26 protein-coding genes and 1 tRNA gene are annotated in these 26,496 nt (G+C 63.3%); 8 read left to right on the forward strand and 19 right to left on the reverse strand.

Annotated elements, in window-relative coordinates:
- Nucleotides 1–110: 110 nt before the first annotated feature.
- The 6 genes from KJB29_RS00085 to KJB29_RS00110 all read right to left on the reverse strand — a co-directional run bounded on the left by KJB29_RS00085 (nucleotide 111) and on the right by KJB29_RS00110 (nucleotide 7,616).
- Nucleotides 111–2,243 carry a sensor histidine kinase gene (locus KJB29_RS00085; protein ID WP_215732818.1) on the reverse strand — a complete coding sequence of 711 codons (2,133 nt, stop codon included), beginning with the start codon at nucleotides 2,241–2,243 and terminating at the stop codon, nucleotides 111–113.
- 25 nt (nucleotides 2,244–2,268) lie between these two features.
- Nucleotides 2,269–3,510, reverse strand: coding sequence for a competence/damage-inducible protein A (locus tag KJB29_RS00090; protein ID WP_215732819.1), 1,242 nt, complete (start codon nucleotides 3,508–3,510; stop codon nucleotides 2,269–2,271).
- Entirely contained in the window at nucleotides 3,507–3,956 is a 450-nt protein-coding gene (locus KJB29_RS00095) for a phosphatidylglycerophosphatase A family protein (protein ID WP_215732820.1), read from the reverse strand. Before KJB29_RS00095 ends, KJB29_RS00090 begins: the two co-directional genes overlap by 4 nt.
- Complete coding sequence (gene larC / locus KJB29_RS00100; RefSeq protein ID WP_215732821.1) at nucleotides 3,953–5,125, reverse strand: nickel pincer cofactor biosynthesis protein LarC; 1,173 nt, start codon at nucleotides 5,123–5,125, stop codon at nucleotides 3,953–3,955. The genes KJB29_RS00095 and larC overlap by 4 nt, the downstream gene beginning before the upstream one ends.
- Nucleotides 5,126–5,132: 7 nt before the next feature.
- A complete protein-coding gene (larB, locus tag KJB29_RS00105) occupies nucleotides 5,133–5,882 on the reverse strand; it encodes a nickel pincer cofactor biosynthesis protein LarB (protein WP_215732822.1) in 750 nt (249 codons plus the stop codon).
- Between the two features lie 150 nt (nucleotides 5,883–6,032).
- Nucleotides 6,033–7,616: a peptide chain release factor 3 gene (locus KJB29_RS00110; protein WP_215732823.1), complete on the reverse strand. Its 1,584-nt coding sequence runs from the start codon at nucleotides 7,614–7,616 to the stop codon at nucleotides 6,033–6,035.
- A 152-nt stretch (nucleotides 7,617–7,768) separates the two neighbouring features.
- On the opposite strand from KJB29_RS00110, the gene KJB29_RS00115 reads away from it, so the two are divergent.
- On the forward strand, nucleotides 7,769–8,467 hold the full coding sequence (locus KJB29_RS00115) for a PilZ domain-containing protein (protein WP_004512780.1): 699 nt from the start codon (nucleotides 7,769–7,771) through the stop codon (nucleotides 8,465–8,467).
- 29 nt (nucleotides 8,468–8,496) lie between these two features.
- Here the strand turns inward: KJB29_RS00115 and KJB29_RS00120 are convergent, their stop codons facing one another.
- Complete coding sequence (locus KJB29_RS00120; protein ID WP_215732824.1) at nucleotides 8,497–8,934, reverse strand: DoxX family protein; 438 nt, start codon at nucleotides 8,932–8,934, stop codon at nucleotides 8,497–8,499.
- Nucleotides 8,935–9,160: 226 nt separating this feature from the next.
- On the opposite strand from KJB29_RS00120, the gene hemB reads away from it, so the two are divergent.
- Nucleotides 9,161–10,138 carry a porphobilinogen synthase gene (hemB, locus tag KJB29_RS00125; protein ID WP_215732825.1) on the forward strand — a complete coding sequence of 326 codons (978 nt, stop codon included), beginning with the start codon at nucleotides 9,161–9,163 and terminating at the stop codon, nucleotides 10,136–10,138.
- A gap of 253 nt (nucleotides 10,139–10,391) precedes the next feature.
- Nucleotides 10,392–11,477, forward strand: coding sequence for a ribonuclease Z (locus KJB29_RS00130; protein WP_215732826.1), 1,086 nt, complete (start codon nucleotides 10,392–10,394; stop codon nucleotides 11,475–11,477).
- Between the two features lie 117 nt (nucleotides 11,478–11,594).
- Here KJB29_RS00130 and KJB29_RS00135 read toward each other — a convergent pair whose 3' ends face one another.
- Entirely contained in the window at nucleotides 11,595–12,527 is a 933-nt protein-coding gene (locus KJB29_RS00135) for a YeiH family protein (RefSeq protein WP_215732827.1), read from the reverse strand.
- Nucleotides 12,528–12,634: 107 nt separating this feature from the next.
- Between KJB29_RS00135 and KJB29_RS00140 the strand changes: the two genes are divergently transcribed.
- Nucleotides 12,635–13,525, forward strand: coding sequence for a LysR family transcriptional regulator (locus KJB29_RS00140; protein ID WP_215732828.1), 891 nt, complete (start codon nucleotides 12,635–12,637; stop codon nucleotides 13,523–13,525).
- Between the two features lie 270 nt (nucleotides 13,526–13,795).
- Here KJB29_RS00140 and rdgC read toward each other — a convergent pair whose 3' ends face one another.
- The gene (rdgC, locus tag KJB29_RS00145) at nucleotides 13,796–14,962 is read right to left on the reverse strand and encodes a recombination-associated protein RdgC (RefSeq protein ID WP_215732829.1); all 1,167 of its coding nucleotides are present in this window, start codon (nucleotides 14,960–14,962) and stop codon (nucleotides 13,796–13,798) included.
- Nucleotides 14,963–15,163: 201 nt separating this feature from the next.
- On the opposite strand from rdgC, the gene KJB29_RS00150 reads away from it, so the two are divergent.
- Both KJB29_RS00150 and tpx read left to right on the forward strand, forming a co-directional pair.
- A complete protein-coding gene (locus KJB29_RS00150) occupies nucleotides 15,164–15,673 on the forward strand; it encodes a chemotaxis protein CheX (protein ID WP_215732830.1) in 510 nt (169 codons plus the stop codon).
- An 81-nt stretch (nucleotides 15,674–15,754) separates the two neighbouring features.
- Nucleotides 15,755–16,270, forward strand: coding sequence for a thiol peroxidase (gene tpx / locus KJB29_RS00155; RefSeq protein ID WP_215732831.1), 516 nt, complete (start codon nucleotides 15,755–15,757; stop codon nucleotides 16,268–16,270).
- 93 nt (nucleotides 16,271–16,363) lie between these two features.
- On the opposite strand, the gene KJB29_RS00160 is transcribed toward tpx, so the two are convergent.
- The 9 genes from KJB29_RS00160 to yaaA form a co-directional block, all read right to left on the reverse strand.
- Nucleotides 16,364–16,543, reverse strand: coding sequence for a hypothetical protein (locus KJB29_RS00160; RefSeq protein ID WP_215732832.1), 180 nt, complete (start codon nucleotides 16,541–16,543; stop codon nucleotides 16,364–16,366).
- Nucleotides 16,544–16,649: 106 nt separating this feature from the next.
- On the reverse strand, nucleotides 16,650–18,926 hold the full coding sequence (locus tag KJB29_RS00165) for a Tex family protein (protein ID WP_215732833.1): 2,277 nt from the start codon (nucleotides 18,924–18,926) through the stop codon (nucleotides 16,650–16,652).
- Nucleotides 18,927–19,013: 87 nt separating this feature from the next.
- Nucleotides 19,014–19,181 carry a hypothetical protein gene (locus tag KJB29_RS00170; protein ID WP_215732834.1) on the reverse strand — a complete coding sequence of 56 codons (168 nt, stop codon included), beginning with the start codon at nucleotides 19,179–19,181 and terminating at the stop codon, nucleotides 19,014–19,016.
- A 26-nt stretch (nucleotides 19,182–19,207) separates the two neighbouring features.
- Nucleotides 19,208–19,630 carry a thiol-disulfide oxidoreductase DCC family protein gene (locus KJB29_RS00175; RefSeq protein ID WP_215732835.1) on the reverse strand — a complete coding sequence of 141 codons (423 nt, stop codon included), beginning with the start codon at nucleotides 19,628–19,630 and terminating at the stop codon, nucleotides 19,208–19,210.
- A 65-nt stretch (nucleotides 19,631–19,695) separates the two neighbouring features.
- On the reverse strand, nucleotides 19,696–20,172 hold the full coding sequence (locus KJB29_RS00180) for a MaoC family dehydratase (RefSeq protein WP_215732836.1): 477 nt from the start codon (nucleotides 20,170–20,172) through the stop codon (nucleotides 19,696–19,698).
- 177 nt (nucleotides 20,173–20,349) lie between these two features.
- Nucleotides 20,350–21,063 (reverse strand): uracil-DNA glycosylase family protein, encoded by a 714-nt coding sequence (locus tag KJB29_RS00185; RefSeq protein WP_215732837.1) that lies wholly within the window; start codon nucleotides 21,061–21,063, stop codon nucleotides 20,350–20,352.
- On the reverse strand, nucleotides 21,060–22,103 hold the full coding sequence (locus tag KJB29_RS00190; protein ID WP_215732838.1) for a M48 family metallopeptidase: 1,044 nt from the start codon (nucleotides 22,101–22,103) through the stop codon (nucleotides 21,060–21,062). Before KJB29_RS00190 ends, KJB29_RS00185 begins: the two co-directional genes overlap by 4 nt.
- Nucleotides 22,103–23,368 carry a DUF898 family protein gene (locus KJB29_RS00195; RefSeq protein WP_246560073.1) on the reverse strand — a complete coding sequence of 422 codons (1,266 nt, stop codon included), beginning with the start codon at nucleotides 23,366–23,368 and terminating at the stop codon, nucleotides 22,103–22,105. Before KJB29_RS00195 ends, KJB29_RS00190 begins: the two co-directional genes overlap by 1 nt.
- Nucleotides 23,369–23,382: 14 nt before the next feature.
- The gene (gene yaaA / locus KJB29_RS00200; RefSeq protein ID WP_004514103.1) at nucleotides 23,383–23,580 is read right to left on the reverse strand and encodes a S4 domain-containing protein YaaA; all 198 of its coding nucleotides are present in this window, start codon (nucleotides 23,578–23,580) and stop codon (nucleotides 23,383–23,385) included.
- A 100-nt stretch (nucleotides 23,581–23,680) separates the two neighbouring features.
- Between yaaA and KJB29_RS00205 the strand changes: the two genes are divergently transcribed.
- Nucleotides 23,681–24,244, forward strand: coding sequence for an elongation factor P (locus tag KJB29_RS00205; protein ID WP_215732840.1), 564 nt, complete (start codon nucleotides 23,681–23,683; stop codon nucleotides 24,242–24,244).
- A gap of 101 nt (nucleotides 24,245–24,345) precedes the next feature.
- Nucleotides 24,346–24,421: transfer RNA gene (locus tag KJB29_RS00210), tRNA-Phe, on the forward strand.
- A 142-nt stretch (nucleotides 24,422–24,563) separates the two neighbouring features.
- Here KJB29_RS00210 and KJB29_RS00215 read toward each other — a convergent pair.
- On the reverse strand, nucleotides 24,564–26,420 hold the full coding sequence (locus tag KJB29_RS00215) for a cytochrome c3 family protein (protein WP_004514105.1): 1,857 nt from the start codon (nucleotides 26,418–26,420) through the stop codon (nucleotides 24,564–24,566).
- Between the last annotated feature and the right edge of the window lie 76 nt (nucleotides 26,421–26,496).

A 26,496-nucleotide genomic window follows, 5' to 3' on the forward strand; every position in this document is an offset into this window, starting at 1 on the left:
CGTCGGCAGGGCGGAAAATCGCCACTGCCCGGTATAGTTGAACAGAGATAGCACAGGTGTTTCGTCTTTTTCAACGGGTATCTTCGGGACCTGCGCCACCGCCGCGGCGGCTATCCGCCCCCCTCATCGGGAAGGTCGTCATGGGAACGGGACATGCCGACTCCGGAGAGGGGGAGTTGGGGCTGGCAGGCACTCTCCTCCAGGGGGAGAAGCACGAAGAAGGCGCTGCCGAGACGGCCATCGGAACTTTCTCCCGGACTCTCGACCCAGACCATGCCCCCATGGGCTTCCACCATCCCCTTGACGATGGCGAGCCCCAACCCGGTCCCCTTCCCCTGAAACTTGTTCTTGCCGCTGGAGTGATGACGGATATCACCCACCTCGTAGAACTTGTCGAAGATCTTCACCTGCTCGTCGTGACTCACGCCGATGCCGCTGTCCCGGACCTCCACCTCCAGGTAGCAGTTATCACCCGCCTGGGCAAGGAACCGGGCATTGAAGCGGCTGAGAATCTCCTCTCGCGGCGAAAGCCTGTCCATGTCCACAACCCGGGCGGCAACCATGATGGTACCGCCGTCGGGGGTAAACTTGATGGAGTTTTCCAGCAGCTCGGTGAAGATATCCCGGAAGCATTCCCGATCGCCGCTGCAGTGGGGGAGCCGCTCCAGGTCGTCAAAGGAGATCGTGAGATCCCGCTCGGCCCGCAGGGGTTCCAGCGTCTCGAGTACCTCCTCGAAAACCTGGGAAATGTGGAGGGTCGAGCGGGAGACCGCGGTGCTGTTCGCCTCCAGCTTCGCCACCTTGAGGATGTCGCTGACGATCTCGGAGAGGCGCTCCCCCCCCTGGTTGATCATGTCGAGGACCCGGCGGGCATCGCTTCCGATCTGGAAGGAGGGGGACGAGAGGAGAAACTCGGTGCCGCTGATGATGCTCGTCAGGGGGGTGCGGAACTCGTGGGAAATCATACCGAGGAAGTTGGACTTCATCCGGTCGATTCGCTCCAGTTCCTGGTTGGCCCGTTCCACGAGCATGAGGTTGGTGCGGAGCCGGTGCTGGGAGAAGGAGAGTTCGTGGCTGCTCCGTTCCAGGAGGCGGAGGGAGCCCATGAGCTCATCGCTCTTCCACTTGAGTTCATCGAAGAGGCGGGCGTTGTCGATCACGATCCCCACCTGGCCGGCGATGGAAAGCAAGAGGGCCACCTCGTCATCCCCGAAACGACGTTCCTTCCTGCACAGGAGGTACATGACGCCGGTGACGCGGTTGCGGGCCGACAGGGGAACCCCGACGAATCCCTTCCACCCCTGGACGGCCGGCGACGAGCCGAAACGGCACTCCGCTTCCAGGTTCGCCAGACTGAGGCTGGTGCCGGAGCCGGCGATCCGCTCCAGGGGGCCGGCCTCATCCCGCCGGGCAAGGAGGAACCGGAGTTGCTCGGGAACGTTGATTGATGCCGTTGGCCTCAGCTTCCCGTCCTGATTGCTAAGGTGTATCCCGCCGCCATTGGCGCCGAAGGCCTCGATGGTCTCGCGAAGCGTCACGGCGAGCACCGTCTCCAGCTCCGTCTCCTGGTTGGCCCGGGTAATGATGCCGACGAGAGTGGAGAGTTCCCGGTTGCGCTGGCGGACCTCCCGTTCGGCCCGGTGCCTGAAGGTGATGTCGCGAACCACGGCATGAACCACCTTCTCGTCCCCCAAGTCGATGAGACGGGCATCGACCTGACCCAGGAAGCACTCACCACCCTTGCGGCGAAACGTGATCCCGTCGGAGCGTCCCCTCCCCCGCCGGGCCACCCGGTGAACGAGGGAGATGAATTTCTCCTGGTCCTCCTCAAGGACCAGATCCTTCCCCCGCAACGGGATCATCTCCTCCTTGTCGTAGCCGAAGAGTTCGGTTCCGCGGCGATTTACCTCCACCAGCATCCCCGTATCGGCATTGAAGACGAAGATGGCCGTACCCGCCCCCTCCATGAGACTGCGGTAACGCCGCGCGGTCTTGTCCAGTTCCCGCTGGACCTGCATCAGTTCCTTGACATGGGCCAGGGCTTCCTCGCTCTTCATGCGGCGATAGCTTACGGCCATGAATATGAAACAGAGCATGAGAAAGACGAGAACATGGGGGAGAACGCCGAAGATGGAGGCGTTATGAATGCGGTAGGCGACGAACGTGCCGACAAGCCCCAGGAAGAGCAGAACGGCGCCCACCCAGCCGACAACGAGGCATATCCGATGGTTTGGTGAAGACATGACTACCTATCCATCCCGCCAAGGACTAATGTGATAAAAGCCGCCTTCTCAGCCAATCCATGGCCGTAACCGCGGTGATCGTCCTGATCCTGTCGCGGTCTCCCCTGAAATGGTACCCCTTGGCAGAGCAGCCTGCCTGGTCCGCCAGGGCGATGAACACCGTCCCCACGGGTTTGTCCGGGCTCCCCCCCTCCGGCCCGGCGATGCCGGTAACGGCCAGGGCCAGGTCGCTCCCGGCCAGTTGCCGCGCCCCCCGGGCCATGGCCTTGGCCACCTCGGCGCTCACGGCCCCGACCTCGGCCAGAAGCCCTTGGGGGACGCCCAGCAGACGCGCCTTGGCGTCGTTGGCATAGGTGACCGCGCCGAGGAGAAAATAGGCGGAACTGCCGGGAATCGCCGTGATCCGTCCGGCGATGAGGCCGCCGGTGCACGACTCGGCCAGGGCCAGGGTCATCCCCGTTTCCCGGAAGAGGCGGGCCACTGTTGTGTCGATGGTCTCCCCGTCCCCGGCGACCACGTGCCCCTCGAGTCGCTCCCGCACCAGGGCCGCACCGTCCTCCAAAAGCGCCGTCAACGCCCCCTCGTCCTCCCCCGTGGCCCGAAGCTTCACCTGAACCACCGGATACTCCACGCAGTAGGCGACCGTAAGCCCCGGCCGTGAGCGGTCCAGGTCCGAGAGCCGGGCGCCGATCTCCGCCTCGGAGAGGCCGAAGACCGTAAGGGTCAAAGTTCGGGTGCGCCGGTGCTCCCCGCGCCGCTCCAGAACCAGGGGAACAACCGTCTCATCCAGCATCACGGCCATCTCGGAGGGGACCCCGGGGAGGAACATGAGGAGACATCCGTCGAGGAGGAGATAAAAACCGCTGGCAGTGCCGGTGGGATTCGGGATGAGTTCCGCCTTGGCTGGCAGAAGGCACTGGCGGCCGTTGGCCGGGTGCATCTCCCGCCCCAGCCGGACGAAAAACTCCCTGAGGTGCCCCATGGCCTCCTCGTTCAGGACGAGGCGCCTTCCCGTGGCCCGCGCCACGGCCCGGGCGGTCACGTCGTCATCGGTGGGACCGAGGCCTCCCGTGGCAATGACCACGTCGTGACCACGGGCAAGCTCCTCCAGGGCCCCGGCGATTTCCCCCTCGTCGTCCCCCACGGTCAGTTTCCGGGCCGTGACGATCCCCTCGTCGGCCAGCCGTGCCGCGATTCGAGCCGAGTTGGTATCGACAACCTCACCAAGGAGGAGTTCGTCGCCGATGGAAAGGAGCGCCGTTTTCACAGAAACCTCAGGATCACGTGGAGTGCGACGCAGGCGTAGATGCCGGCCACCACGTCATCGAGGACCACGCCGTAGCCGTTTTTAACCTGCTGGTCGAAGTAGCGGGCCGGCGGCACCTTGACGATGTCGAAGAACCGGAAGAGGAGAAAGCCGATCACGATGCTCCGCCAGTGGACCGGCGCCCCGGCCATGGTTATGAGGAAGCCGATCACCTCGTCAATGACGATCTTTCCCGAGTCCTTCTCGCCGAACTCCCGTTCCGCCGCCCCTGAGACCCATGAAGCGAGGAAGAAGAAGGGGACGAGTGTCAGGAGGTAGAGCCCGAGGGGAAGCCGCACCAGAACCAGGTAGAGGGGGATGGCCCCCAGGGTCCCCACGGTCCCCGATGCCACGGGGAAAAACCCGGTGCCGAACCAGCTTGCCGCGCAGACGACGAAGCCCCTCATGACTCCCCCGCCTCCCGCTCCACAATCCGGTAGACCTCCAGAAGCGACATTTCCCGCTCGGCGGCGATCCGGCGGCACGCATCGTATTCGGGGGTTACCCGCACCACCCGCCCGCCGTCGCGGATCACCTTCACCGTCACCGGCCCGAGGGAGGTGGGGCGCTCCTCCTTTTCGCGGGCCAGCTTGAGCCGGCCGGCGGGGTAGAACCGTACCCCGATGGCCGAGGTCTCCCGCAGCACGAGAGCGGCGAGTTCGTCCCTCTGCCCGGGGCGGGCGATGACGGTGAGCTTCACCGCCGGGCGGTTCTTCTTCATCTGCAGGGGCGAAAAAGCCGCGTCGAGGGCGCCGGCCTCCATGAGCCGCTCCAGGACGTGGCCGAGGATCTCCGGGTTCATGTCATCGATGTGGGTCTCGATGATGCAGACCTCGTCCCGCAGGAGCCCCCCTTCCGCCTCGCCCACGAAGAGCCGCAGGACGTTGGGGATATCCTCGAAATCCTTGGTGCCGGCCCCGCAGCCGACACCGGTCACGGTCATGGCCGGGGCCCGGCCGAAGCCGGTGGCCAGGGCGGCCAGGATGGCGGCCCCGGTGGGGGTCACCCGCTCTCCGCTCCCCGCCTCGCCGTGGATCGGGAGCCCCCGCAGAAGCTCCGCCGTGGCCGGAGCCGGCACCGGGAGCCGGCCGTGGGCCGTTTCCACGAAGCCGCTTCCCAGGGGGAGAGGAGCGGCATGGATGGCGTCGATGCCGAGCCACTCCAAAGCTGCCGCTGCGCCGACGATGTCAACGATGGAGTCCACGGCTCCCACCTCGTGGAAGTGGACCCGCCCGATCTCGACCCCGTGGACCTTTGCCTCGGCCTCGGCGAGGCGGAAGAAGATCCGCTGGGCCTTCTCCTTCACCCCTTCGGCAAGGGTGCTCTCCTCGATCATGGCGGCGATGTCGGCGTAGTGGCGGTGGGGCTGGTGCTCCTCCACGTGCACCACGAACCGGGCGGCGGCGATCCCCTTGCGGCTCGTCCGCTCCACGGCCAGGGAGTAGCTGGAATGGGGGAGCGGGAGCTGTTTCACCGCCCCCTCCACCACCTCGAAGGGGACTCCCAGGTCCAGGAGGGCCGCCACGGTCATGTCGCCGGCAATGCCGGCAAAGCAGTCGCAATAGAGTATCTTCAAGAAAACCTCATTCCCTGTTGATCTTACTGGCCGCCACGGCGGCGCCGAAGCCGTTGTCGATGTTCACCACCGTGACGCCGGCGGCGCAGGAGTTGAGCATCCCGAGGAGGGCGGCGATCCCCCCGAAGGCTGCCCCGTACCCCACCGAGGTGGGAACGGCGATGACCGGCCGGTCCACGAGTCCCCCCACCACCGAGGGAAGGGCCCCCTCCATTCCGGCCACCACGATGAGGACGCTGGCGGCCGTGAGCGCCTCCCGTCGGGCCAGGAGGCGGTGGATTCCCGCCACCCCCACGTCGTAGAGGTGCTCGGCGTCGTTCCCCATCATCCGGAGGGTGACCAGGGCCTCGGCCGCCACCGGCAGGTCGGAGGTGCCGGCCGAGACGACGAGGACCGTCCCCCGACCCCGCTGTTCCGCCGGCTTCTGCTCCAGGGTGAGGCAGCGGGCGTCGGCGTGCCAGACCGCGGCGGGAAAGGCCTCCTTCACCGCCAGGGCCTTGGCCTCGTCGAGACGGGTCACGAGGATGTTGTTCCCCCTGGCTGCCAGGGAGGCCATGATCCGCTCGATCTGGCCGGCGCTCTTGCCGGCACCGAAGATCACCTCCGGGAACCCCTGGCGCAGGCTCCGGTGATGGTCCACCATGGCATCTCCAATGTCCTCGAAGGGGAGGTGGCGCAGGCGCTCAAGTGCCTCGTCCTCGCCGATGGCGCCGCTCTTGAATTTGTTCAGGAGAATTTTGAGTTCGTTCGGGTCCATAGCATCCAGCCGGGTATCAGTACATTCTAACAAAAATATCATCCATTGCAGGGATTGAAAATGCGTGCTGCCGGGTAAGGGGCCAGGGGGTTTGGCGGGATGGAGACAAAAAGGGGGGAAACCCAGATGTCTCCCCCCTTTCTTAACGGCTCAGCTATGCTCGCGCGTGGCGTGGAACTGGAGCTCCTTCCAGTTGTCCATGGTGTTGTCGAGGCGCCACTGGCTGCTGGCCAGATAGGCCAGGTTCCCCTCGCCGTCGATGTAGCAGCTCATGACTTCCTTCTTCTGGAACTCCTCCAGCTTCTTCTTCTCGCCGGTCACCCACCGGGCCGTGGCGTAGGCGGCGGGCTCGTAGGTGGCCTTCACGTTGTACTCGTGCTCCAGCCGGTGCATGACCACGTCGAACTGGAGGACACCGACGGCCCCCACAATCCAGTCGGCCCCCATGAGGGGGCGGAAGACCTGGGTGGTCCCCTCCTCGGCCAGCTGCGTCAGCCCCTTCTCCAGGGCCTTTGACTTCAGGGGGTCCAGGAGCCGCACCTTGCGGAAGTGCTCCGGGGCGAAGTTGGGGATGCCGGTGAACTTGAGCTCTTCACCCATGGTGAAGGTGTCGCCGATCTTGATGGTGCCGTGGTTGTGGATGCCGATGATGTCGCCGGGGAACGCCTCCTCCACGTGGGTGCGGTCCTGGGCCATGAAGATGGTGGCGTTGTTGATGGCCACCTCGCGGCCGAGCCGCACGTGGCGCACCTTCATGCCGCGGGTGAACTTGCCGGAGCAGATGCGGAAGAAGGCGATCCGGTCCCGGTGGGCGGGGTCCATGTTCGCCTGGATCTTGAAGGCGAAGGCGGCAAAGGGCTCCTCATAGGGGGAAACGGTGCGGGTGACCGCCTCCCGGGGGAGCGGCGCCGGGGCGTTCTCCACAAAGGTATCGAGAAGCTGCTGGACCCCGAAGGTGTTGATGGCGCTGCCGAAGAAGACCGGGGTCTGGAGGCCGGCCAGGTAGGCCTCCTCCTCGAAGGGGTGGGCCGCCCCCTCAAGAAGCTCGATGTCACCGCGAAGCTCCGCGGCCTGGGAGCCGAGGATCTCGTCGAGGCGGGGGTCATCGAGACCCGAGAGCGAAATGACGCTTCCGGTTCCCCGCTCCGCCTCGGCATCAAATATGATGAGTTCCTTGGTGTAGAGGTGGTAGGTGCCGCGAAACCGCTTACCCATGCCGATGGGCCAGGTCATGGGGGCGCACTGGATCTTCAGGACCTTCTCGATCTCGTCGATGAGCTCGAAGGGGTCGCGCCCCTCCCGGTCCAGCTTGTTGACGAAGGTCATGATGGGGGTGTGGCGCAGGCGGCAGACATCGAGAAGCTTGATGGTCTGGCTCTCGACCCCCTTCACCGCGTCGATGACCATGAGGGCCGAGTCAACGGCGGTGAGAACCCGGTAGGTGTCTTCGGAAAAGTCGTTGTGGCCCGGGGTGTCCAGGAGGTTCACCTCGTAGTTCCGGTAGGTAAACTTCATGACCGACGAGGTGACCGAAATCCCCCGCTGCTTCTCCATCTCCATCCAGTCGGAGGTGGCATGGCGGGCCGCCTTGCGGGCCCGCACCTCGCCGGCCTGCTGGATGGCGCCGCCGAACAGCAGCAGCTTCTCGGTGATGGTGGTCTTGCCGGCGTCCGGGTGGCTGATGATGGCGAAAGTCCGCCGGCGGTCGATTTCCTGCTCGTTGTGCTTCGTCAAAGTCTGCTCTCCGTCATGGTGAAAAGTGCTGAAATTTCTGGACAAACGAAAGGCGAAGAGGATATCTTCGCCAAAATTGACTATACACGAAATCGCCGCGCCGTGACAACCAAAAGAACGCCTTGCCACTACCCCATCTCAAGGACGGATCCATGGACGATTACTACCAGCTTGTGCCAGACGCCGATGCCCGGGAGGACAACCGGCAGATACTCGAAACCCTCGCCGCCATCCGGAAGGGGACCGTCTCCAACGATCTGCGGCTCCTCAACTACTACCAGTCGATCCCGGTCAACTTCGGCGCCACGGTGGAATCCATCGACGGTGACACCGTGGAGCTTGCGGTCCACCAGCAACAGGCGGTGGTCATGCACCTGGAAAAGCAGACCTTCCTCAAGAGCAGCCACTTCCCGAAGGATGTTCTGGCCGCCGTCAGTTACGTGAACATCGACAAGTGCGTGGCCATGGTGACCAAGTTCGCCTATGCGGTGGTGCGGGCCGAGCGGCGCCAGTTCGTGCGGGTGGAGGTGAAAGACCCGATCGAGGCGACGTTCAGCGCATCCGGCGTGAAGGTGACCGGCACCCTCAACGACATCTCCATCGGCGGCATCGCCATCGCCGTCTCTGTCCCCAATCCACCCGAAAACGCCCTGGAAGGGTCGGTGCGGGTCGGGCTCCCCGGCGGCCCCTTCGAAATCCCCGCCAAACTCCTGAGAGTCATTCCCGCAAACGAGAAACACCTTGCCATCTGCGAGATCAGGCCCGATGCCCGGGCCGAAAAGGGGATTTCCCAATACATCTTCCAGCGGCAAGTGGAGATAATACGAGAGTTGAAAGACTCGATCTTTTAGGGTGGCTTGCGTCCGGATGCGGCGTCATACTACCGTCTGAAAAAATAGCGGTCCACCGACCACGCCCCCCCGCCGATCAGGACCAGGGACAGGGCCATGCCGAGGAGCGCCAGGTTGTACTCGATGCCGTCCCCCCGGGGGCCGTTGAGGAAGAACCCGTTCACCCAGCTGACCTTGTAGATGGCCACCGCCATGGTGGCGGCGATGCTGAACCCCGACAGCCGGGTGAGGAAACCGCAGAGAACCCCGATGCCGCCGCCAAACTCGGCGATGATTGCCAGGAGCGTCAGAATCGGCGGAATGCCGAGCTTCTGCTCGAACGTGGTGAAGGTGGCGGTGAGACCGTGACCGCCGAAGAGCCCCAGAAGCTTCTGGGAACCATGGGCGATGAAAATGGCCCCGAGGGGTATCCGGATCATGAGGAGCGCCAGGGAATCGGCCGTGGCGCCCATGGTGGACCTGGCCATGGAAACCTCCTGCTGCTGACGTGCCGACGCAGATGTTATCCGCTGCCGGCCGCTGCTATTCTTGCCACAGAATGCCGCCTGTCCGCAACGGTAAAACGTGCTCCGGCAATCGCGCTTCTGAAGCTTACCGCCAAAAATGTTTGAGCCATGCCCCCCACTTGGAGTACTATCAATTGGTTGATGTTCCAGCAGATATCCCTATCAAACCACAAGGAGACATGACACCATGTTTTTTCCCACGTTCCGCGCCCGCAGAATCAGGGGTAAAGAGGTCTTCCGCCGGATGGTCAGCGAGACCACCCTTTCCGCCACCGACCTGATCTACCCGATGTTTTCCGCCTTCGGCACGGGGATCAGAAAAGAGATCTCCTCCATGCCGGGGATCTACCAGCAGTCCATCGAGCACATCGTCGCCGAGGCCCAGGAGGTCCATGAGTTGGGAGTGCCGGCGGTGATCCTCTTCGGTATCCCCGAGACCAAGGACGCCGTGGGGAGCGACGCCTACGCCGAGCACGGCATCATCCAGGAAACGATCCGGGCCATCAAGAAGCAGGTGCCGGGGTTGGCGGTCATCACCGACGTCTGCATGTGCGAGTACACCGACCACGGCCACTGCGGCATCATCAAGGACGGCGACGTGGACAACGACGAGACCCTGGAGCTCCTGGCCAAGGAAGCCCTCTCCCACGCAGAGGCAGGCGCCGACATGGTGGCGCCGTCGGACATGATGGACGGCCGGGTCATGGCCATCCGCGAAATCCTCGACAACCACGGCTACAAGCACATCCCCATCATGAGCTACGCCGTGAAATACGCCTCGGGCTACTACGGCCCGTTCCGGGAGGCCGCCGAGTCGACGCCGCAATTCGGCGACCGCCGCTCCTACCAGATGGACCCGGGGAACCGCCGTGAGGCCATCCGTGAAGCCCGCATGGACGTGGAGGAAGGTGCCGACATCATCATGGTGAAGCCGGGGCTCCCCTACCTCGACATCGTCCGGGACCTGCGGGAGGAGTTCGACCTCCCCGTGGCGGTCTACAACGTCTCCGGCGAGTACAGCATGATCAAGGCCGCCGGCCGGGCCGGCTGGATCGACGAAGAGCGGGTCATGATGGAAACCCTCATCTCCTTCAAGCGGGCAGGGGCCGACCTCATCCTCACCTACCACGCCAAGGAGGCGGCACGGGTGCTGAAGAGAGGATAACCCGATTCCGTGATAAACTTGAAAGGCCTGCCGGTTGGCGGGCCTTTTTTCGTATCAACCCCAATAAGCTTTTGAAACACGGAGCAACTGAGCAACGGAGAAAATCTGAGATTATTTTTCAGGAAAGAGCCTGTAGTGGCTTGTCATTTCAACGATTGACGGCTATTGATCCAAACCGCTGATTTCTCTGTTGCTCCGTTGCTCAGTGTTATTCAAGAAGTGCCTTTTTCAGAATCAACCGCGAGGCACCGCCATGAAACGCCTCCCCTTCCGCTATCTGGAACCCACCTTCTGCGCGGGGCTCCTGGACGACCCGGTCCTCCTGGTGAACGTCCGCCCCCTGGGGCGCGCCATCCTCGTGGACTGCGGCCAGCTCCACCACCTGGCCAAGCGGGTCCTCAAATCCCTCGACGCAATCTTTATCACCCACGCCCACATGGACCACTTCATGGGGTTCGACACCCTCGTTCGCCACATCCACGTCTCCCCCCGGACGGTGCAGCTTTTCGGCCCGGCAGGGATCGCCGGGAAGGTGACGGCCAAGCTGGCCGGCTACGACTGGAACCTGACCGAATCCTACTGGTGCACCTTCCGGGTCCACGAGGTCCATCCCGACAGAATCATCCATTTCACCTTCCCCGGCGCCCAGGGTTTTCCCTGCCTGCCGGAGGGGGAAACGCCGCGCGCGGGGACGGAGATCTACCGCAACCCGTTCCTCACGGTGGACGCCGCAATCTGCGACCACAACGCCATCCCCACCCTCGCCTTCCGGATCACCGAGCGCCCCTCCTTCTGGATCGACGGGGAAAAGATCGCGGCGGAAGGGCTTGTGCCGGGGGAGTGGCTGCGGGAGCTGAAGAGCCGCTTTTACCGGGGGGAACTGTATGGCAGAACAATCACGGTCTCCTGCCGGACAGCCGCCGGCGGCGTGGAGGAGCGAAGCGTCCACGGCCGGGAGCTCTTCGAGGCGATCCGGCGGGACCAGGAACCGGCCGGCATCGGCTACCTCACCGACATCGGGGCGAGCGCCGGGAACCTGGCCACGGCGCGGCGGCTCCTGACAGGCGTCACACTCCTCGCCTGCGAGTGCTCATTCCTGGCCGCGGACAGGGACAAGGCCCGCACCTCCCACCACCTCTGCACGACCGACGTCTCGGCCCTCGCCCGGGAGCTCCGCCCCGGCTGGCTCCTCCCCATGCACCTCTCCAAGAGCTACAACACGAAGGGCCACCTCATCTACGATGAACTGGCCCTTGCGCCGGAAACCCGGCTGCTCCGCCTCCCCGAGCACCTCACCCCCCGGCCACTTCTGCCGGCGGAGTTTCCGAAGCTGGGATAACTGCGGACAGCCCCGTCAGTGGCATCACCCGTTCTGTCTTGAACCATCCCTCCGTAACGGGACCGGAAACGGTGGTGCCACGAAGGCCTCTGATCCCATTCGGGACCGATGACCGGCTCACGCAAGCCCGACCACGTTCAGGGCAACAAGCGTAAGCGTGCTGACCACCCCCCAGAGCGTGACCGCGTGCAAGAGGGGCCTTATCCCGACCGCCCCCACCACCTCCCTGCTGAGCCCCGCGCCAACCATGAACAAGGTCATGACGAGGCATTGTTTGGCGACAGCAGCCAGCACTCCCCAGTACTGCCCGAACATTGGCAGTACTGTTCTGATGGTTGCGGCACCGATAAATCCCACGATGAACAGAGGAATCCTGGCCCTCTGTTTCCCCCCTTTGATCAACGATACCGCCATGACAGCCGGTGCGATCCAGATGGCCCTCGTAAGCTTGACCGTCGTCCCGATGGTCAACGCCAAGGGACCATAGGCGGACGTGGCACCAACAACACTGCTGGTGTCGTGGATGGCAAGCCCGGACCAGACCCCGAACATAGTCTGGTCAAGCTGCAGCCAGCGGCCGATCAACGGAAAGAGCAGGAGCGCCACGGAATTCAGGGTGAAGACCGTAGCCAAGGCCACCGCCGTTTCCTCATTCTTCGCCTTCAGGACAGGTGCCATGGCCGCGATGGCACTGCCGCCGCAGATTGCCGTGCCGAACGAAATAAGGGCCGAGGTGTTGCGGTCCGTCCGGAACAGCGTGCCCAGGGCAGAGCCCACCACGAGGGTCCCTGCGATGCCGATGGTGCTATACCAAATGGAGTTTTTCCCGGTCTGTAGCACCTCGCCCAGCCCCAGCCCGAAGCCGAGTCCGACGACCGAGATCTGCAGCAACTTTGTGCTGTAGTGGGCGGTCTTCCGGGGCCATGGGTTCCCCAACAGCAGACTGAAGGATATCCCCATGACCAACGCCAGGGCAGTACCAACCCATGGGGTAGCGCACAGTGCCAGCAGAATGAGGAATAACACCTTGTGGAGCCTGGTTGCGTTCATGGCATCCTCCCCGATGCATGTTTTGGTTGCATCATAGGCCATCTCGCATATAATAAAAAATTAGTAATATCTATCAATATGTTCAATATTTTTTATAAGGGACTGCAATGGCTATTACCGTGAGGCAACTGGAAATATTTGAAAAGGTTGCCCGATGCGAGCATGTGACCCAGGCAAGCTGTCAGCTCTTCATAACGCAGTCGGCGGTGAGCATGGCCATTGCCGAACTGGAGCGGCTGGCGGGGGCCCCGCTCTTTGAGCGCCACGGCAAGCGCCTGCTCCTGAATGATCGGGGACGCAAGATCCTGCCGGAAGCCATGGAGGTGATCAGAAGAATCCGGGCGATAGAGCAGTTCCTCGAAGACTCCGCCGGCGAACCCCGGGGGGTCCTGACCATCGGGGCAAGCACCACCATCGGCAACTACATTCTGCCCGAAATCGTTGCCGAATTTTCGAGGAACTACCCCCAGGCAAAGGTGTTGCTGACCATCGCGAATGCCCAGCAGATCGAAAATGCTCTGGAAAATGGGGAGCTCGACCTGGGGCTGATCGAAGGGATTCCCCATTCCAGGGTTCTCGACACATCCCCCTGGAAAAATGATGAATTGGTCGTCGTGGTTGGCAAAGGGCATCCGTGGGGGGGCAAAAAAAAGGCTTCTGTGGAGATGTTGCGCGGCGCCCCCTGGATCATGCGTGAAAAGGGGTCCGGAACGAGGGAGGTTTTTGAGGCGGCAATGGCCCGAAAAGGGATAGAGTTCTCAATCGCCCTGGAACTGGGGCATACCGAAGCCATCAAGAAGGCCACTGAAGCGGGCCTGGGGGTAGGATGCCTCTCGAGAATTGCCGTCGAAAGGGAGCTGGAACAGGGCTGGCTCGTGGAGATTGCGTGCTCTCTTGACTTACGGAGAACCCTTTCGGTCCAGACAAGGGAATGTCGATACCAGACGAGGTTATTGCAGGAATTTCTCTCCCTGTTGAACCAGTACCGGGACACATGACCAAACGACGCGCACGAGCCGGAGCGCTTGGGGGCCGGCATGGGCGCCCGCTGTCGAACAGTCAGGTTCCCGCCCCGGTACCAGAAAGAAGTCTATGTGTTCCGTTTGATTCTGTTGGGTATGTGTCAGCGGCATTTTTCAGCAGCACGTTTGTACTGAACCAGCTTGCCGGCTTCGGCATCTTCTATTCCCAGCTCAGCTTCAGCGCGTCATACACTCGACAGGAGTTCGGGGGACATCCATAATGTGTTATTACCAAAAGCATCCTCACTACTCCCCCGCCAGCCACCCTTCGATCCGCGTCAGCTCCTCCCCCCAGCCGGCCCCGAGCCGGGCCTTCAGAAACTCCCCGTAGAGACTGTCAAAGAGCTGCAGGCCCTGCTCGATGACGTACATCCGCTCATAGAAGGCGGCCTCCCGCTCGCTCCCCTCGTCCACGTGGTCCCCCTTCTCGATGGCCACCTTGGGGGCCTTGAGGGAGGCAAAGTGGAAGAGCTCACCCTTGAGGGTCAGCTTCCAGGTGTTCTCCTCCTGCTCCAGGTAGAGAGTCGACTCGGTGATCCGCTTGCCGTGGGCAAGGGCGGTGAGGGCCTCCCGGAAGTGATCCTGGGGGCCGGCGACGGTGATCTTCTGGGTGCCGGCCTCGCCGGCGCTCATGAGGACGAGGCGGTCATTGAGATAGGCCACGAAGGGGTCGTCGGCCAGGGCCGGGCCGGGCCGGCTCACCCGGTACTCGGACGCCTCGGTCATGGTCCGGTGGAGGAGCCAGAGGAGAAAGTCCCACCCGAGCCACTGGTTGCTCCGGATAAGGTCGATGGCCGCATCGCTGGTGGCGAGGTTGGCCTTTTCCAGGGCCGGCCTCAGCTCCTCGCCCACGACCGCCTCGGCCCGGCTGTAGGGGTGGATCGCCACCAGCCGCGCCCCCTCGAAGGTCTTCTTGAACTGGGCCTCGAAGAGCTCGATGACGGGCGCAGAGAGGGAGGTGAAGCTGACGATGCCGGTGCGGGTGTCCCAGACCGCGTCCCAGGTGGAGGGAACCGGCAGGGTCTTGGCCAGGAGGCTGAGGCGCACCGCCTCCTTCAGCTCCTCCCGCTTCTGCTTCGGCACCCGGTTGAGGCCGGGGTTGGCGGAAAGATGCTCGTGCTCGGCCACCTGGAGGTAGGCTTTCACCAGGGCGGCGGGGAGCTTCCGCTGGTCGCGGCGCAGGGTGAAGGTGACGTAGTGGTCGCGCCAGAAGGCGGCGGGGGTATCGAAGCTCATCTGGCGGTGGTCGTCCAGGTGGACCCACCCCACGGACTGCTCGGCGGCACCCTGGTCGATGGGCTGAAAGGCCTGCTTGGCAAGATTTTCTGCTATAAAGGGGTAGAGATCGCCGGAGGGGAGGTCCCCCGCGACGCGGAACTGACAGACGGCAACGGTGCCGGAAAGGATGCCCATTTTTTGCTCCTTGTTCACGGAATTGAAGGGGAGAAGTGATACACCCATTGGGGCTCGGAGGGCAAGCACTTTGTGGGAGCCGGCACGACCTATGGCCATAATGAAAAAAATATTATAGTTTTCGTCGCGGGGGTCGATACGTTTCCATAAGGGCGCACTTTCCATAAAGCGCACCATTTCGTCTGAAAGAGGAGCCTGCGTATGCCGCTTAGTTTCACCGTAGGAGGCGCGACCCTGGCCGAAGAGGATCTGGCCACCCACATAGTCGCGGCGGTCAAGAACATCTTCGCCACCATGATCTTCATCGACGATATAGAGGACAGATATCCCCTGGACAAGCCAATTTCCCACTTCACCTGCAGCATCTCGGGGATGGTGGGGCTCGGCGGCGACTGCTCGGGAATGGTGGGAATCCACATCCCCGAGGAGCTGGCCCGTGAAGCCACGGCATCCATGCTCGGCATGGAGATGGACGAGATCGAGGGTGACGGCGACGTGCACGACGCCATGGGGGAGCTGACCAACATGCTGGCCGGCGAGATCAAGATGGAGTTCTCTTCCCGGGGAATGAGCGTCTGCCTTTCCACGCCGTCGGTCATCTCCGGCAGGGAGTACTCGGTGGAGGTGGTCTCCAGCGGGGCCGCGGTGGTGGTCCCCTTTGACCGGGGGGAGCACCGTTTCCTGGCAACGCTGCAGCTGGAAGGAAGCTAACGCGGCACGAGGTTCCTCCTTTTCTTTTCGCCCCCATGGGGTAGACTTGTGGGGCAATCTACCAGAAAAGGAGGAACACCAATGCAGGAACGCCCAGGCATCATCACCTTCAAGGGAAACCCCATGACGCTCCTCGGCCCGGCCCTGGTGGTGGGTGACAAGGCCCCGGCCTTCACCGCCGTGGACACCGGCCTCGCCCCGGTATCCCTGGCCGATTTCGCCGGGAAGATCAAGATCATCAGCGCCGTCCCCTCCCTCGACACCCCGGTCTGCGACACGGAGACCCGCCGCTTCAACCAGGAAGCGGCAACTCTGCCGGACAACGTCGTGCTGCTCACCGTGAGCATGGACCTTCCTTTTGCCCAGAAGCGCTGGTGCGGCGCCGCCGGCATCGACCGGGTAAAGACCCTCTCCGACTACCGGGACCGCTCCTTCGGCCTCGCCTACGGGGTGGTCATCAAGGAGCTGATGCTCCTCTCCCGCTCCATCTTCGTCATCGACGCCACGGACACCATCCGGTACATCCAGCACGTGCCGGAAGTAACCAGCGAGCCCGACTACGCGGCGGTCCTGGCCGCGGCCAAGGGATTGCCGTAGCGTCACCGGCGGAATACTGAACACAAAAAGGCCTGCTCTCAACGAAGCAGGCCTTTTTGTATGGTACCACTCTGCAATTGTCGTTAACGGCCGCTACCCGTGCCGCTCGAAGGGCTTCCAGTAGCCGAGCCGCAGGTCCATGTCGTGGCTCTCCCCGGCTATCTTGTCGAGAATCCAGTCAATCACCGAGAAGACAATGAGGGGGAAGCCGAACAATACCGCCGAGAAAATCCAGATGATCACCTTGATAACCATCTTAGCCAATTCCTTCATCGCTGTTCCTCCTTCCGCATTCCGGGTTTCTTGTGCGGCGCAGCATTAGCCACGCCTGAAAAAACAATACTGCAAGTGGCCGAAATGTCAAGGAGATCGCCCTCAATCACCGCTTCTTCACCCGGAACCCCGCCTTTTCCAGCTTTGCCAGGTCAAGCCCGCCGCCCCCTTGCTCCTCCCGGGGCTGCCGTTCCCCTTTAGGCCGCGGCGACCCTCCTTCCATTGCCTCGCGGATGGAAAGGGAAATCCGCTTGCGGGCTCCGTCCACGGCCAGCACCTTCACCTTCACCACCTCGCCAACCCGGACCGCCTCGTTGGGATCCTTCACGAACCGGGCCGCCAGATGGCTCACATGGACGAGGCCGTCCTGGTGGACGCCGATATCCACGAAGGCGCCGAAGGCGGTGACGTTGGTTACCACCCCCTGGAGCACCATTCCCTCCTTGAGGTCCGACAACTCCCGGATGTCGTCCCGGAAGGCAGCGGTCTTGAACTCCTCCCGGGGGTCGCGCCCCGGCTTTTTCAGCTCCGCCGCGATGTCCCGCAGGGTCGGGAGCCCCACGGCCTCGGTCACGTAGCGCTTGAGGTCGATACGCGCCACCAGGGCCGGGTCGGCGGCCAGCTGGGCCAGGGACGCGCCGAGGTCGGCAGCCATGGCCTCCACCACCGGGTAGCGCTCCGGGTGGACGGCGGTATTATCCAGGGGATGCTCGCCCCCCCGGATGCGCAGGAAGCCCGCCGCCTGCTCGAAAGCCTTCTCGCCGAAGCGAGGGACCTTCAGGAGCCCCCGCCGGGAGGCGAAGGGACCCTCGGCGTCCCGCCGGGTCACGATGGCCTTGGCCAGGGACTGCCCCACGCCCGAGACGTAGGAGAGGAGCGCCCAGGAAGCGGTGTTCAGATCGACTCCGACAAAGTTGACGCACGACTCCACCACATCATCCAGGGCCTTTTTCAGGGCCTTCTGGTCCACGTCGTGCTGGTACTGCCCGACGCCGATGCTCTTGGGATCGATCTTCACCAGCTCCGCCAGGGGATCCTGGAGGCGGCGAGCAATGGAGATGGCGCCGCGCACCGTGAGGTCCAGCTCCGGGAACTCCTCCCGGGCAATCTCCGACGCCGAGTAGACGCTGGCCCCGGCCTCGCTCACCATCACCACCGGCACCCGCTTACCCGCCTCGGCCAGGGTCTCCTTGGCGAACTGCTCGATCTCGCGGCCGGCGGTGCCGTTCCCCACGGCAATCATCTCGACATCGTGGGCTTCAACGAGCCGCAGGAAATCTTTCTTCGCCCCGGCAACGCGCCCCTCGCCGGTGTGGGGGTAGATGGTCACGTGCTCCAGGAACCGGCCGGTGCCGTCCACCGCCGCCAGCTTGGAGCCGGTCCTCAAGCCCGGATCGATGCCGAGGACCCGTTTCCCCCCGGCCGGCGGGGCGAGCAGCAGGTTCCGCAGATTCTGGGCAAAGACCCGGATGGCCGCCTCATCGGCCAGCTTTTTGGCCTCCAGGCGCAGCTCCACCTCGATGGAGGGGGCCATGAGCCGCTTGTAGGCATCCTCGGCCACCCGCTCCAGGAGCGGCCGGAAGATGCTCTCCCGAGTCACGAGCCGGGCCTTGAGGCCGGCGTGGATTTCCGCCACCGGCGCCTCGATGGCCAGGAGCAGCACCTCCTCCTTCTCCCCCCGGCGCATGGCGAGCATCCGGTGGGAGGGGACGCTCTTCAGGGGCTCCCGGTGGTCGTAGTACATCTCGAACTTGGTGACCGCCTCCTTCTTGTCGCTGGCCACCCGGGAGGCGAAGATGCCGTCGTCCCGGGTGAGGCGGCGCACAAAGGCCCGGGCGTCGGCATCGTCGGCCAGCCGCTCCGCCAGGATATGTCCCGCCCCCTCCAGGGCCGCGGCCGCATCGGGCACCTCCTTCCCGGGATCAACAAAGGGAAGCGCCGCCTCCTCGGGAGTGCCGGACGCAAGCTCCTGGGCCGCCATGATGTCGGCCAGGGGCTCCAGCCCCCTCTCCCTGGCGATGGTGGCCTTGGTGCGGCGCTTGGGCTTGTAGGGGAGGTAGAGATCCTCCACCTCGGTCTTCTGGCGGGATCCCTCGATGCGGAGCTTTAGTTCCGGGGTCAGCTTCCCCTGCTCCTCGATGGATTTCAGCACCGTGACCTTCCGCTCCTCCAGCTCGGTGAAGTAGCCGAGGCGCTCCTCAACGGTGCGGATCTGCACCTCGTCCAGCTCCCCGGTCCGCTCCTTGCGGTAGCGGGCGATGAAGGGAACCGTGGCCCCTTCCTGCAGGAGCTCCACGGTGTTTTCCACCTGGAACGGCTTCAGGCCGGTCTCTTCGATGATGAATGGGATGATTTTCGCGAGTACGTCGCTGCTCTGGCTCATGGCTGATCCTTTGTACGGCGGGATGAAAAGGGGAAGGATACTACCACAGGGGGGACGGATTTGAAAAGGGGAAGCGGGCAGCAAGGGTTACCCGCGCAGCCTCCGGGTCTTCAGACCGCAGACGGGGCAGCGGCTGGAGGCAACCGCCTTTTCGCAGACCTCGCACCAGTACCACGTCTCCTCATCCTTGCCGCAGCGGGGACACTTCTCGGGCTTCCCCTGGCCGCACCGGCACCGTGACGCCTCTTCGCCCATGGCTTTGTCTCCCTTCGCGTGCAGGATCACTCTTCCCGCCGCCCGATCCGGCAGCTTCCACCCTCGCACGCTTCACGGCGACGGGGGAGGTATTTCCTGATGCGGGCAAAGCCCCTGTAGCCGGCCCGGGCCAGAAGGTTCACCCCCGGGAGCATCACGAGGGCACCGAGGAATCCGTAGAGGGTCGAGGCGGGAAAGGCCTGCCAGATGGCCCAGAACCCCTCCACGCCCCTGTAGACACGGCCGGTCCGGTCGATGGCGTGCATCTGGTACATAAACGCGTCGAGAGTGATGCCGTAGGGGGCTGGGTCGAAGGAAGGGGCGCCGATGTCGACGAACTGGAGGCGCCCCCCGTGCTCCTTGCGCATGTAGGCCTCCATCTCCGCAGCGCAGACGGAGCAGGAGCCGTCATAGAAGACTCTCAGGGGGAATTCGGGAGGGGATGGCATCGGCAGACCTCGCAGTCGGATCGTTCCGAAACCTATACCACGGAACCGGCCGACGGCAACCCGCCTCAGGAATAGAGCCGGAAAAGCTGCTCCGCCACGCAGGCGGGCTTCGGCTCCCCTTCGATTTCCACGGTGATTTCGTAGGTAATCTGCACCGCGGAACCCAGGGGCTCCAGGGCCGTAAGCCTAGTCCGGGCCCGGATGCGGGAGCCGGTCTTCACCGGCGCCGGGAACCGGACCCGGTTGAGGCCGTAGTTGACCCGCAGGCGCATGCCGGGGTAGTTCCGCTCGAACTGCCCCGGGGCGTTGGCCTCGGTGAGGAACGGGAGAAGGGACAAGGTCAGGAAGCCGTGGGCGATGGTGGTGCCGTAGGGGGATTCGCGCCGGGCCCGCTCCGGGTCGGTGTGAATCCACTGGACGTCCGCCGTTGCCGCCGCAAAGGCGTCGATCCGCGTCTGCTCCACGACGAGCCAGGGACCGATGTGGATCTCGGTGCCGAGCTTCGGGGAGAGGAAGGCGATGAGTTCGTCTGCGGCGGACATGGCGGGCCTCCTGGAAACTACAGGCAAAATAACACTGAGCAACAGAGCAACAGAGGAATCAAAACCTCCAGGCAAAATCATCAATCATGCGGGTGCCGTTGTTGAGAACATAATAAAATTCTTTCTCAGGTTTTACTCCGTTGCTCTGTTGCTCTGTGTTCCAAATACTTTTCAGGGTCAGAAATCGACACCAAGCTCCGCAAGTTGTCGCAGAGCGGTGCCGGCCCAGTCCCGGTTGGCGGCGGGGCTGGCGGGGCTGGGGTGAATGATCCGCCCCACCTCCACGTCAAAGCCCTCCAGGGCCTCGTGGCAGCGCGCCTCGGCGAACGCTCCGACGCCGATGACCACCCGTGGCCGGAGCAGTTCCACGGTCCGGCGCAGGGCCAGGTCACAGGCGGCGAAGAGGGGCTCCTGCTCTCCCCGGCGCAGTTTGTCCGGGGTGATGTTGCCGCCGTCTGCGGTGAGGAAGAGGAGCGGGCAGTAGTTGGCCACAAAAAAGCGGGCAAAAAACCGCTCCGGGGTCCCGAACCGCTCCCGGATAAGCCCCCAGAGCCGCCGGCCGCTCACCTCGCTCCGCCGGCAGGCAAAGCCGTCGACCCGCTTTTTAGGGTGCTCGCCCGCCGGCCGGCCGACGGCACCGTTGATCCCGAGCCACTCCGTCACCACCGCGACCTCCCCGAAGGGGACGCCGGTCTGGGCCATCCCCCAGGGGCCGGGGTTCATGCCGACAAAGAGGACTCCCTTGGGAGGGGAGCCGAAGCGGGCAAGATAGGCGGTGTGGGGCTCCCGGGCGTAGAGGAGTGGATTGTAGACGTGGGCCACCGGCGATGAGAAGGAAAGCCCCGCCAGGTCAGCGGCAAGGGTGTCGGAAATAGCCGCGAGGCCGGTCATCGGCCCGCCTCCAGGACCCGCTTGATCCGCTCCTCGGTCACCGGGTGGGTGGAGAAGTAGTCGCCCAGGGACTTTCTCTCCTTCTTTCCCTTCTCCTCCTGCTTCTTCCGGTGCTCCGCTTCCAGGCGGCCCAGCATGGCGGCATAGCTCTTCAGGGGGATGCTGCGGCGCTTCAGGTAGACCACCGCCGCGTCGTCAGCCTCCGTCTCGAAGCTGCGGGAATAGGAGGCGTCGATGAGGACCGTGGGAAGCGTGGCGGCCAGGGAGGTGATGGAGGTGATGTCGCCGGTGATGGCGGCGATAACGAGGCCCGTGGCCGAGTTCTGGAGCACGTGGCGCAGGGCGTGGCGGTGCCGCACGTGCCCCATCTCGTGGGCCAGGACCCCGATCAGCTCGTCGTCGCTTTGGGCAATCTCTACGAGCCGGTCCGTGACGACGATGATCCCCGACGGCAGCGCCAGGGCATTGGCCCCCAACTGGTCGCTGTTGCGGAACTCCAGCCGGTAGCCGGCGGCAAAGGGAAGGTCCCGGCCCATGCGGGAAAATTGGGCCGCAATGTCACGGCGCCGGGCATCGGGGAGCCGGGACGGCGTAAAGACGAGCCGGTCGAGCATCGCCAGGCTCTCCCGCCCCAGGGAGACCTCGGTGGCAGGCGGGACGGCCCGGGCGACCTTGTCGGCCAAGGAGGGAATCCCGAAGGCGACAAAGCCCCAGACCACGGCCACCGTCGCCACGAGGGCCACCAGGGCCAGGGGGAGGCTCCGCTCCCACCGGTGGATGGCTGCCGAGGCGCGCCCTTTCCCCTGGCGCCGCATGAGCTCGTCCACGAAGCGGGTGTCGCTCACCTCGCAGAGGGCCCCGGACGGGAAACGGACCGAGCGTCGCGCCGTGGAAAGGGGGGAGGAGATGGCGAGGCGGGAGATCTCCGTGGAGGTTTCCACCCCCTCTCCGGCCACCAGGAGGCGGTTCCCCTCCAGGGTGAGGCACACGGTGCGCCGAGCCGAGGTCCGGCCGTCGTAGTAGATGCCTGGGGCCGTCATCACAGGGCCACGTCGATCCCGAAGATGTCGCCGATCTCCTCGCCGGTGGCGCTCACGTCCCCCTGGAACCCTGCCCGGAACGCCTCCATATCCGCAATCCCCTCGACGGAAAGGGTCTCGAACCGGTACCGGGCCAGCCGCACCGACGCCCACGGGATCATGAGGCCGAGGCTCCCCATGATGGCCGCGGCGTTGGAGAGATAGAGCCAGGCCATGTCCCGGACCCGCATCCGGCTCACGAAGCGGCTCCCGGCGATGCCGGTGCTGTTCCAGGTGAGGTTCGCCAGGGCGGTCTGCACGTAGACCACGATGAAGAAGTAGAGAAACGGCAGGGTGAAGATCATGAGGGCGCCCACCATCATCTGGGTCCGGCGCAGGTCGCCGCCGGCCAGGAGCGCCCCCCCTTCGGCCAGGGTGGAGATCACGTAGAAGGCCGCCGGCATTACCACCACCAGCAGGAGTATCAGCCACCCTGCCGCCTTCAGGAAGAGGACGTAGTAATCCTTTCCCGTGGCCGTGAAGGTGAAGGGGGTACGACCGAACGAGCTCCGCTCCACGAGAAACTTCTTCTGGCGATAGATGAGGTAGGGGAAGATGAGCCCAAGCGTGAACGGCACCAGGAAGGCGAGGCCGGCAAATATTACGTAGGCCTCCTGGTAGTCGTCCCGGAAGGCAAAACGGAGGCTGCGGTAGCTGGAGTTGCGGTTGTTGAAAAGTCGCGAACGGACCACGAGCCACGGCACCGTCAGGAAGAAAATAGAACCGAGGATCTTGGAGATGCCCGGCGTATACCGGGTTCCGGCCGTGTAGACGAGAAACGCCAGCACCCCGATGAGCCATCCGCGAAAGAGGGCCTTGGGGTCGGCCAGGTAGTCGAAGGGGCTTCCATCCAGAAGCGTATTGCCATAGAAGTAGCGGCGCTTGCGGACCTTGGCCCAGGCCGAGTAGACCCCGAGGGTCACGATCTTCAGGAGCGTGTTGACGATCCAGATGCCGAAATATTCCTTGGCCGTGCCGGTGAAGGTGAAGCGGAGGGTCCGGGGCTGCGCCGGCCGCCGTGGTTCGGATGGAGCCGGCAATGGCGGGACCACTGCCGCCGATTCGCTCGCGGCTGTCACGGCAGCGGGAGGAGTGCCCCGGTCAGCCGTCCGGGTAAAGATGAAGGTCTCCTTGCAACGGGGACATTTCACCCGCGCTCCGTTGGGTACGGTCCCGGCGGGCATCTCCTTCGCGAAGCCACAGTGAGGGCAGCTTACGGTTTCCATGGGCCCCCCCTCCGTCATTCCACCACGAGCGTTTCACCGCCCGCCTCGACCCGGTCGCCGACCCGGAGCTTCCTGCCGCGCCGCGTCTCCACCTCGCCGTTCACCCGCACTTCCCCATCGGCGATGATGATTTTCGCCTCGCCGCCGGAGGCAACGATATTCTCGGCCTTCAGAAAACTATCAAGCTTTATGTATTCGGTTTCGATCTTCATCGTGTTATGGCACTCCCATCGGTATTCGTCCAAGTTGGTTGTCTTTGTAGCACTTTTTTGTTATGAAGAGGAGATTTTTAACGCCCAAAGGAGATTCGCCATGCTCACCACATCCGACTTCAAGCGGGGCCTCGTCATCAAGCTCGACGGTGCCCCCTGCGTAATCCTCGACGTCCACTTCCAGTCCCCCTCAGCCCGGGGCGCCAGCACCATGGTCAAGACCAAGTACCGCAACCTCCTCACCGCCCAGGTGCTGGAGAAGACCTTCCGTTCCGGCGACAAGGTGGAGGAGGCCGACTTCGAGCGCCACAAGGGGCAGTTCCTCTACGCCGACGGCGACCGAGGGGTATTCATGGATCTCGAAACCTACGAGCAGTTCGAAATGGACGCTGACTCCTTCAGCGCCATCCAGCCCTACCTCCTGGACGGCACTGAGGTAACCCTCGGCCTGTTCCAGGAGCGCCTCGTAAGCGTAGATCCGCCCCAAGTGGTAGAACTCACCGTCACCGACACCCCCCCGATCATGAAGAATGCCACCGCCACCGCCCAGACCAAGGAGGCCACCCTCGAAACCGGCCTGACCCTCCAGGTCCCCCCCTACCTGGAGGTGGGAGAGAAGATCAAGGTCGACACACGGGACTGCCGGTTCATATCCCGAGCCTGATTCGCAGAGCAGCGGAGTGAAAATTCCCGAGCCGGCACCGGGAAAATCGAAAAAGGTATTGACACAATCCCGGCCAGAGGTTATAAGTTAAAGCTCTTTTCGCCCAGATAGCTCAGTCGGTAGAGCAGAGGACTGAAAATCCTCGTGTCGGCGGTTCGACTCCGTCTCTGGGCACCAGAAAAATCAAGGCTTCGCGATTTTCTCGCGAGGCCTTTTTTTGTCCCTGGAATTTCCCTCTCCCCAGGCAAACAACAAAAAGAAGGGGTGGCCAAAAGCCACCCCTTCTTTTTTCACTGCATGTCAATTACTGACTTCTCTCTTAGTGCGACCCTCCGGAGAGGAAGGCGAAGAGCATCAGCACCGTCAGCGATATACCGATGATAACCGCGCAGAAGCCAAAGGCTTTGACGATGAAGTCGTAGGCAACGCCGCTCGTTTTCTTGGCAGCGAACTGTTCGGTGATCCCCAGTTCCTCGTAGCGCTTCCACTGATCGCCCCGCTCTTCAAGGAATTCATGCTTCGGTATCTGGCCGTTGAAGATGACGAAGTCCATGGGGAACTTCTCGGGACGGCCGTGGGTGTTGAAGAAGTGGACCGTGAAGATGAAGCCCGTGGCAAGGAGCGCCTCATCGGAGTGAACGATGGTGGCGACGTTGAACATCCAGCCCGGGAGGAAGCTGCCGAAGAACTCGGGGAACCAGAGCATCAGGCCCGAGCCGCCGATGGCGAACATACCCCAGAAGACCGCGATGAAGTCGAATTTCTCCCAGTAGGTCCACCGCTCGAAAGTCGGTTTGGGCCCGCGGAAGAGGAACCATCTAACCATGCCGGCCACGTCCTTGATGTCACGGAAGTTGGGCATGAGGGAGTCGGGGCCGAACATGCGCTGGAGCCAGTTGCCCTTGAGATCCTTACGCACGAAGAGGAAGTGGAGGGACAGGAGTATCGCGCTGAAAAAATAGACAAAGGTGATGCAGGCGCCAAGACGGTGAATACGACCGGCATTGGCTGAGTGGCCGAATATGTGATCCATCATGAACTTCGCCCACTGCTGGTCGCTGAATTTAAGGGGAAGCCCCGAAAGCGACAGGAGGAGGAAGCTGATGATCACCAGGAGGTGGAGGAAGATGTGACGCTTCTTGAAGCGGCGATACACCTTGTGGCCGTCGGGGACGTGATGCTCCTCGTGGCCCTGGATGAGGGCCTGCTGCTTTTCGCGGTTCTCCACGAAGCCCCGGAACATCCACAGAAGGGTGTGAACCCAGAACACGGCGAAGGTACTGACGAGGAGGCCAGTCATTGCCACGAAGGTGTAGAAGAGGATCGGGTATTTCACACGGTCGTGGGAACCGTGGGCGTAGAACTTGGTGAAGAGGGGGGTCGCCTTCGGATGGCACTTGGCGCACGTGGCGACGAGATTCTGGGGGTTGACGCTGGAGTTGGGATCCTTGGCAGGGAGAACGCCGTGGGCGGTGTGGCAGTCGGCGCAACCGGCAACCTTCTCAGGGAAGCCGAGGCGGTAGTTCTTGCCATGGTAGCTTTCCATGTAGGTTTCGACGGCAACGGTGACGACGTTGTTACGCTCCATCATCTTCTCGTCGGCATGGCACTTCATGCAGACCTTGGTATGGAACTCCCGGTTTTCCTTGGACTTCGGATCACCAAGGGGCTTGATTGCATGGAGGTTGTGGCAGTCGTTACAAGCCGCCGAGTCCATGTTGCCGCCAGCCACGGACTTTCCGTGGATGGAGTTGCGGTAGCCCGCCTCCTTGTCGTGGCACTGGATACATTTGGCCACAACTTTCCGTTTATCCTTGTTCCAGTAGGTATGGGTATGGATATCGGTGTGGCAGTCGGCGCACATCACGTCCTTCTGGGCATGGACGCTGGCGTAGTGCTCGGAGTTCTCCTTCTTGTGGCAGCGCTCGCACCGAACCTTGTGGACCTTTGTTTCGCCTTTCATGTGCTTGGCGAGATCAGTAATCTCCACGTGGCAGCTTGTACAGGCGTTTTTGCCGTGGACCGACGCGGCAAATGCCGAGGCGGAAACCTTGTTGCTGTGACAGCCGAGACAGGTGGCCGGGTCAATTGCCATGCCACTTTCGGCAGCCGCTGGCCGGGCAACGGCCATGAGCAGCAGAAGTGCGGGGACCAGCCGAAAAACCTTCGACAACATGCATGCTCCTCCTTGTGAGGTATTTTTTCTTGCTTCCCGATAAATATCGATAAAACAAGGTATTGCAAAAGAAATC

Origin of the sequence: Geobacter grbiciae (genome assembly GCF_018531165.1) — a bacterium.
Lineage (GTDB): Bacteria > Desulfobacterota > Desulfuromonadia > Geobacterales > Geobacteraceae > Geobacter > Geobacter metallireducens.

What these genes read in the sequence shown, in the direction of transcription:
- KJB29_RS00140 (WP_215732828.1), top strand. Translation starts at nt 12,635, where the DNA reads ATGGCTATTACCGTGAGGCAACTGGAAATATTTGAAAAGGTTGCCCGA.
- KJB29_RS00130 (WP_215732826.1), top strand. Translation starts at nt 10,392, where the DNA reads ATGAAACGCCTCCCCTTCCGCTATCTGGAACCCACCTTCTGCGCGGGG.
- KJB29_RS00150 (WP_215732830.1), top strand. Translation starts at nt 15,164, where the DNA reads ATGCCGCTTAGTTTCACCGTAGGAGGCGCGACCCTGGCCGAAGAGGAT.
- KJB29_RS00215 (WP_004514105.1), bottom strand. Translation starts at nt 26,420, where the DNA reads ATGTTGTCGAAGGTTTTTCGGCTGGTCCCCGCACTTCTGCTGCTCATG.
- KJB29_RS00120 (WP_215732824.1), bottom strand. Translation starts at nt 8,934, where the DNA reads ATGGCCAGGTCCACCATGGGCGCCACGGCCGATTCCCTGGCGCTCCTC.
- yaaA (WP_004514103.1), bottom strand. Translation starts at nt 23,580, where the DNA reads ATGAAGATCGAAACCGAATACATAAAGCTTGATAGTTTTCTGAAGGCC.
- KJB29_RS00135 (WP_215732827.1), bottom strand. Translation starts at nt 12,527, where the DNA reads ATGAACGCAACCAGGCTCCACAAGGTGTTATTCCTCATTCTGCTGGCA.
- KJB29_RS00095 (WP_215732820.1), bottom strand. Translation starts at nt 3,956, where the DNA reads ATGAGGGGCTTCGTCGTCTGCGCGGCAAGCTGGTTCGGCACCGGGTTT.
- KJB29_RS00115 (WP_004512780.1), top strand. Translation starts at nt 7,769, where the DNA reads ATGGACGATTACTACCAGCTTGTGCCAGACGCCGATGCCCGGGAGGAC.
- tpx (WP_215732831.1), top strand. Translation starts at nt 15,755, where the DNA reads ATGCAGGAACGCCCAGGCATCATCACCTTCAAGGGAAACCCCATGACG.
- KJB29_RS00175 (WP_215732835.1), bottom strand. Translation starts at nt 19,630, where the DNA reads ATGCCATCCCCTCCCGAATTCCCCCTGAGAGTCTTCTATGACGGCTCC.
- hemB (WP_215732825.1), top strand. Translation starts at nt 9,161, where the DNA reads ATGTTTTTTCCCACGTTCCGCGCCCGCAGAATCAGGGGTAAAGAGGTC.
- KJB29_RS00170 (WP_215732834.1), bottom strand. Translation starts at nt 19,181, where the DNA reads ATGGGCGAAGAGGCGTCACGGTGCCGGTGCGGCCAGGGGAAGCCCGAG.
- KJB29_RS00190 (WP_215732838.1), bottom strand. Translation starts at nt 22,103, where the DNA reads ATGACGGCCCCAGGCATCTACTACGACGGCCGGACCTCGGCTCGGCGC.
- rdgC (WP_215732829.1), bottom strand. Translation starts at nt 14,962, where the DNA reads ATGGGCATCCTTTCCGGCACCGTTGCCGTCTGTCAGTTCCGCGTCGCG.
- larB (WP_215732822.1), bottom strand. Translation starts at nt 5,882, where the DNA reads ATGGACCCGAACGAACTCAAAATTCTCCTGAACAAATTCAAGAGCGGC.
- KJB29_RS00160 (WP_215732832.1), bottom strand. Translation starts at nt 16,543, where the DNA reads ATGAAGGAATTGGCTAAGATGGTTATCAAGGTGATCATCTGGATTTTC.
- KJB29_RS00180 (WP_215732836.1), bottom strand. Translation starts at nt 20,172, where the DNA reads ATGTCCGCCGCAGACGAACTCATCGCCTTCCTCTCCCCGAAGCTCGGC.
- KJB29_RS00195 (WP_246560073.1), bottom strand. Translation starts at nt 23,368, where the DNA reads ATGGAAACCGTAAGCTGCCCTCACTGTGGCTTCGCGAAGGAGATGCCC.
- KJB29_RS00185 (WP_215732837.1), bottom strand. Translation starts at nt 21,063, where the DNA reads ATGACCGGCCTCGCGGCTATTTCCGACACCCTTGCCGCTGACCTGGCG.
- KJB29_RS00085 (WP_215732818.1), bottom strand. Translation starts at nt 2,243, where the DNA reads ATGTCTTCACCAAACCATCGGATATGCCTCGTTGTCGGCTGGGTGGGC.
- KJB29_RS00205 (WP_215732840.1), top strand. Translation starts at nt 23,681, where the DNA reads ATGCTCACCACATCCGACTTCAAGCGGGGCCTCGTCATCAAGCTCGAC.
- KJB29_RS00165 (WP_215732833.1), bottom strand. Translation starts at nt 18,926, where the DNA reads ATGAGCCAGAGCAGCGACGTACTCGCGAAAATCATCCCATTCATCATC.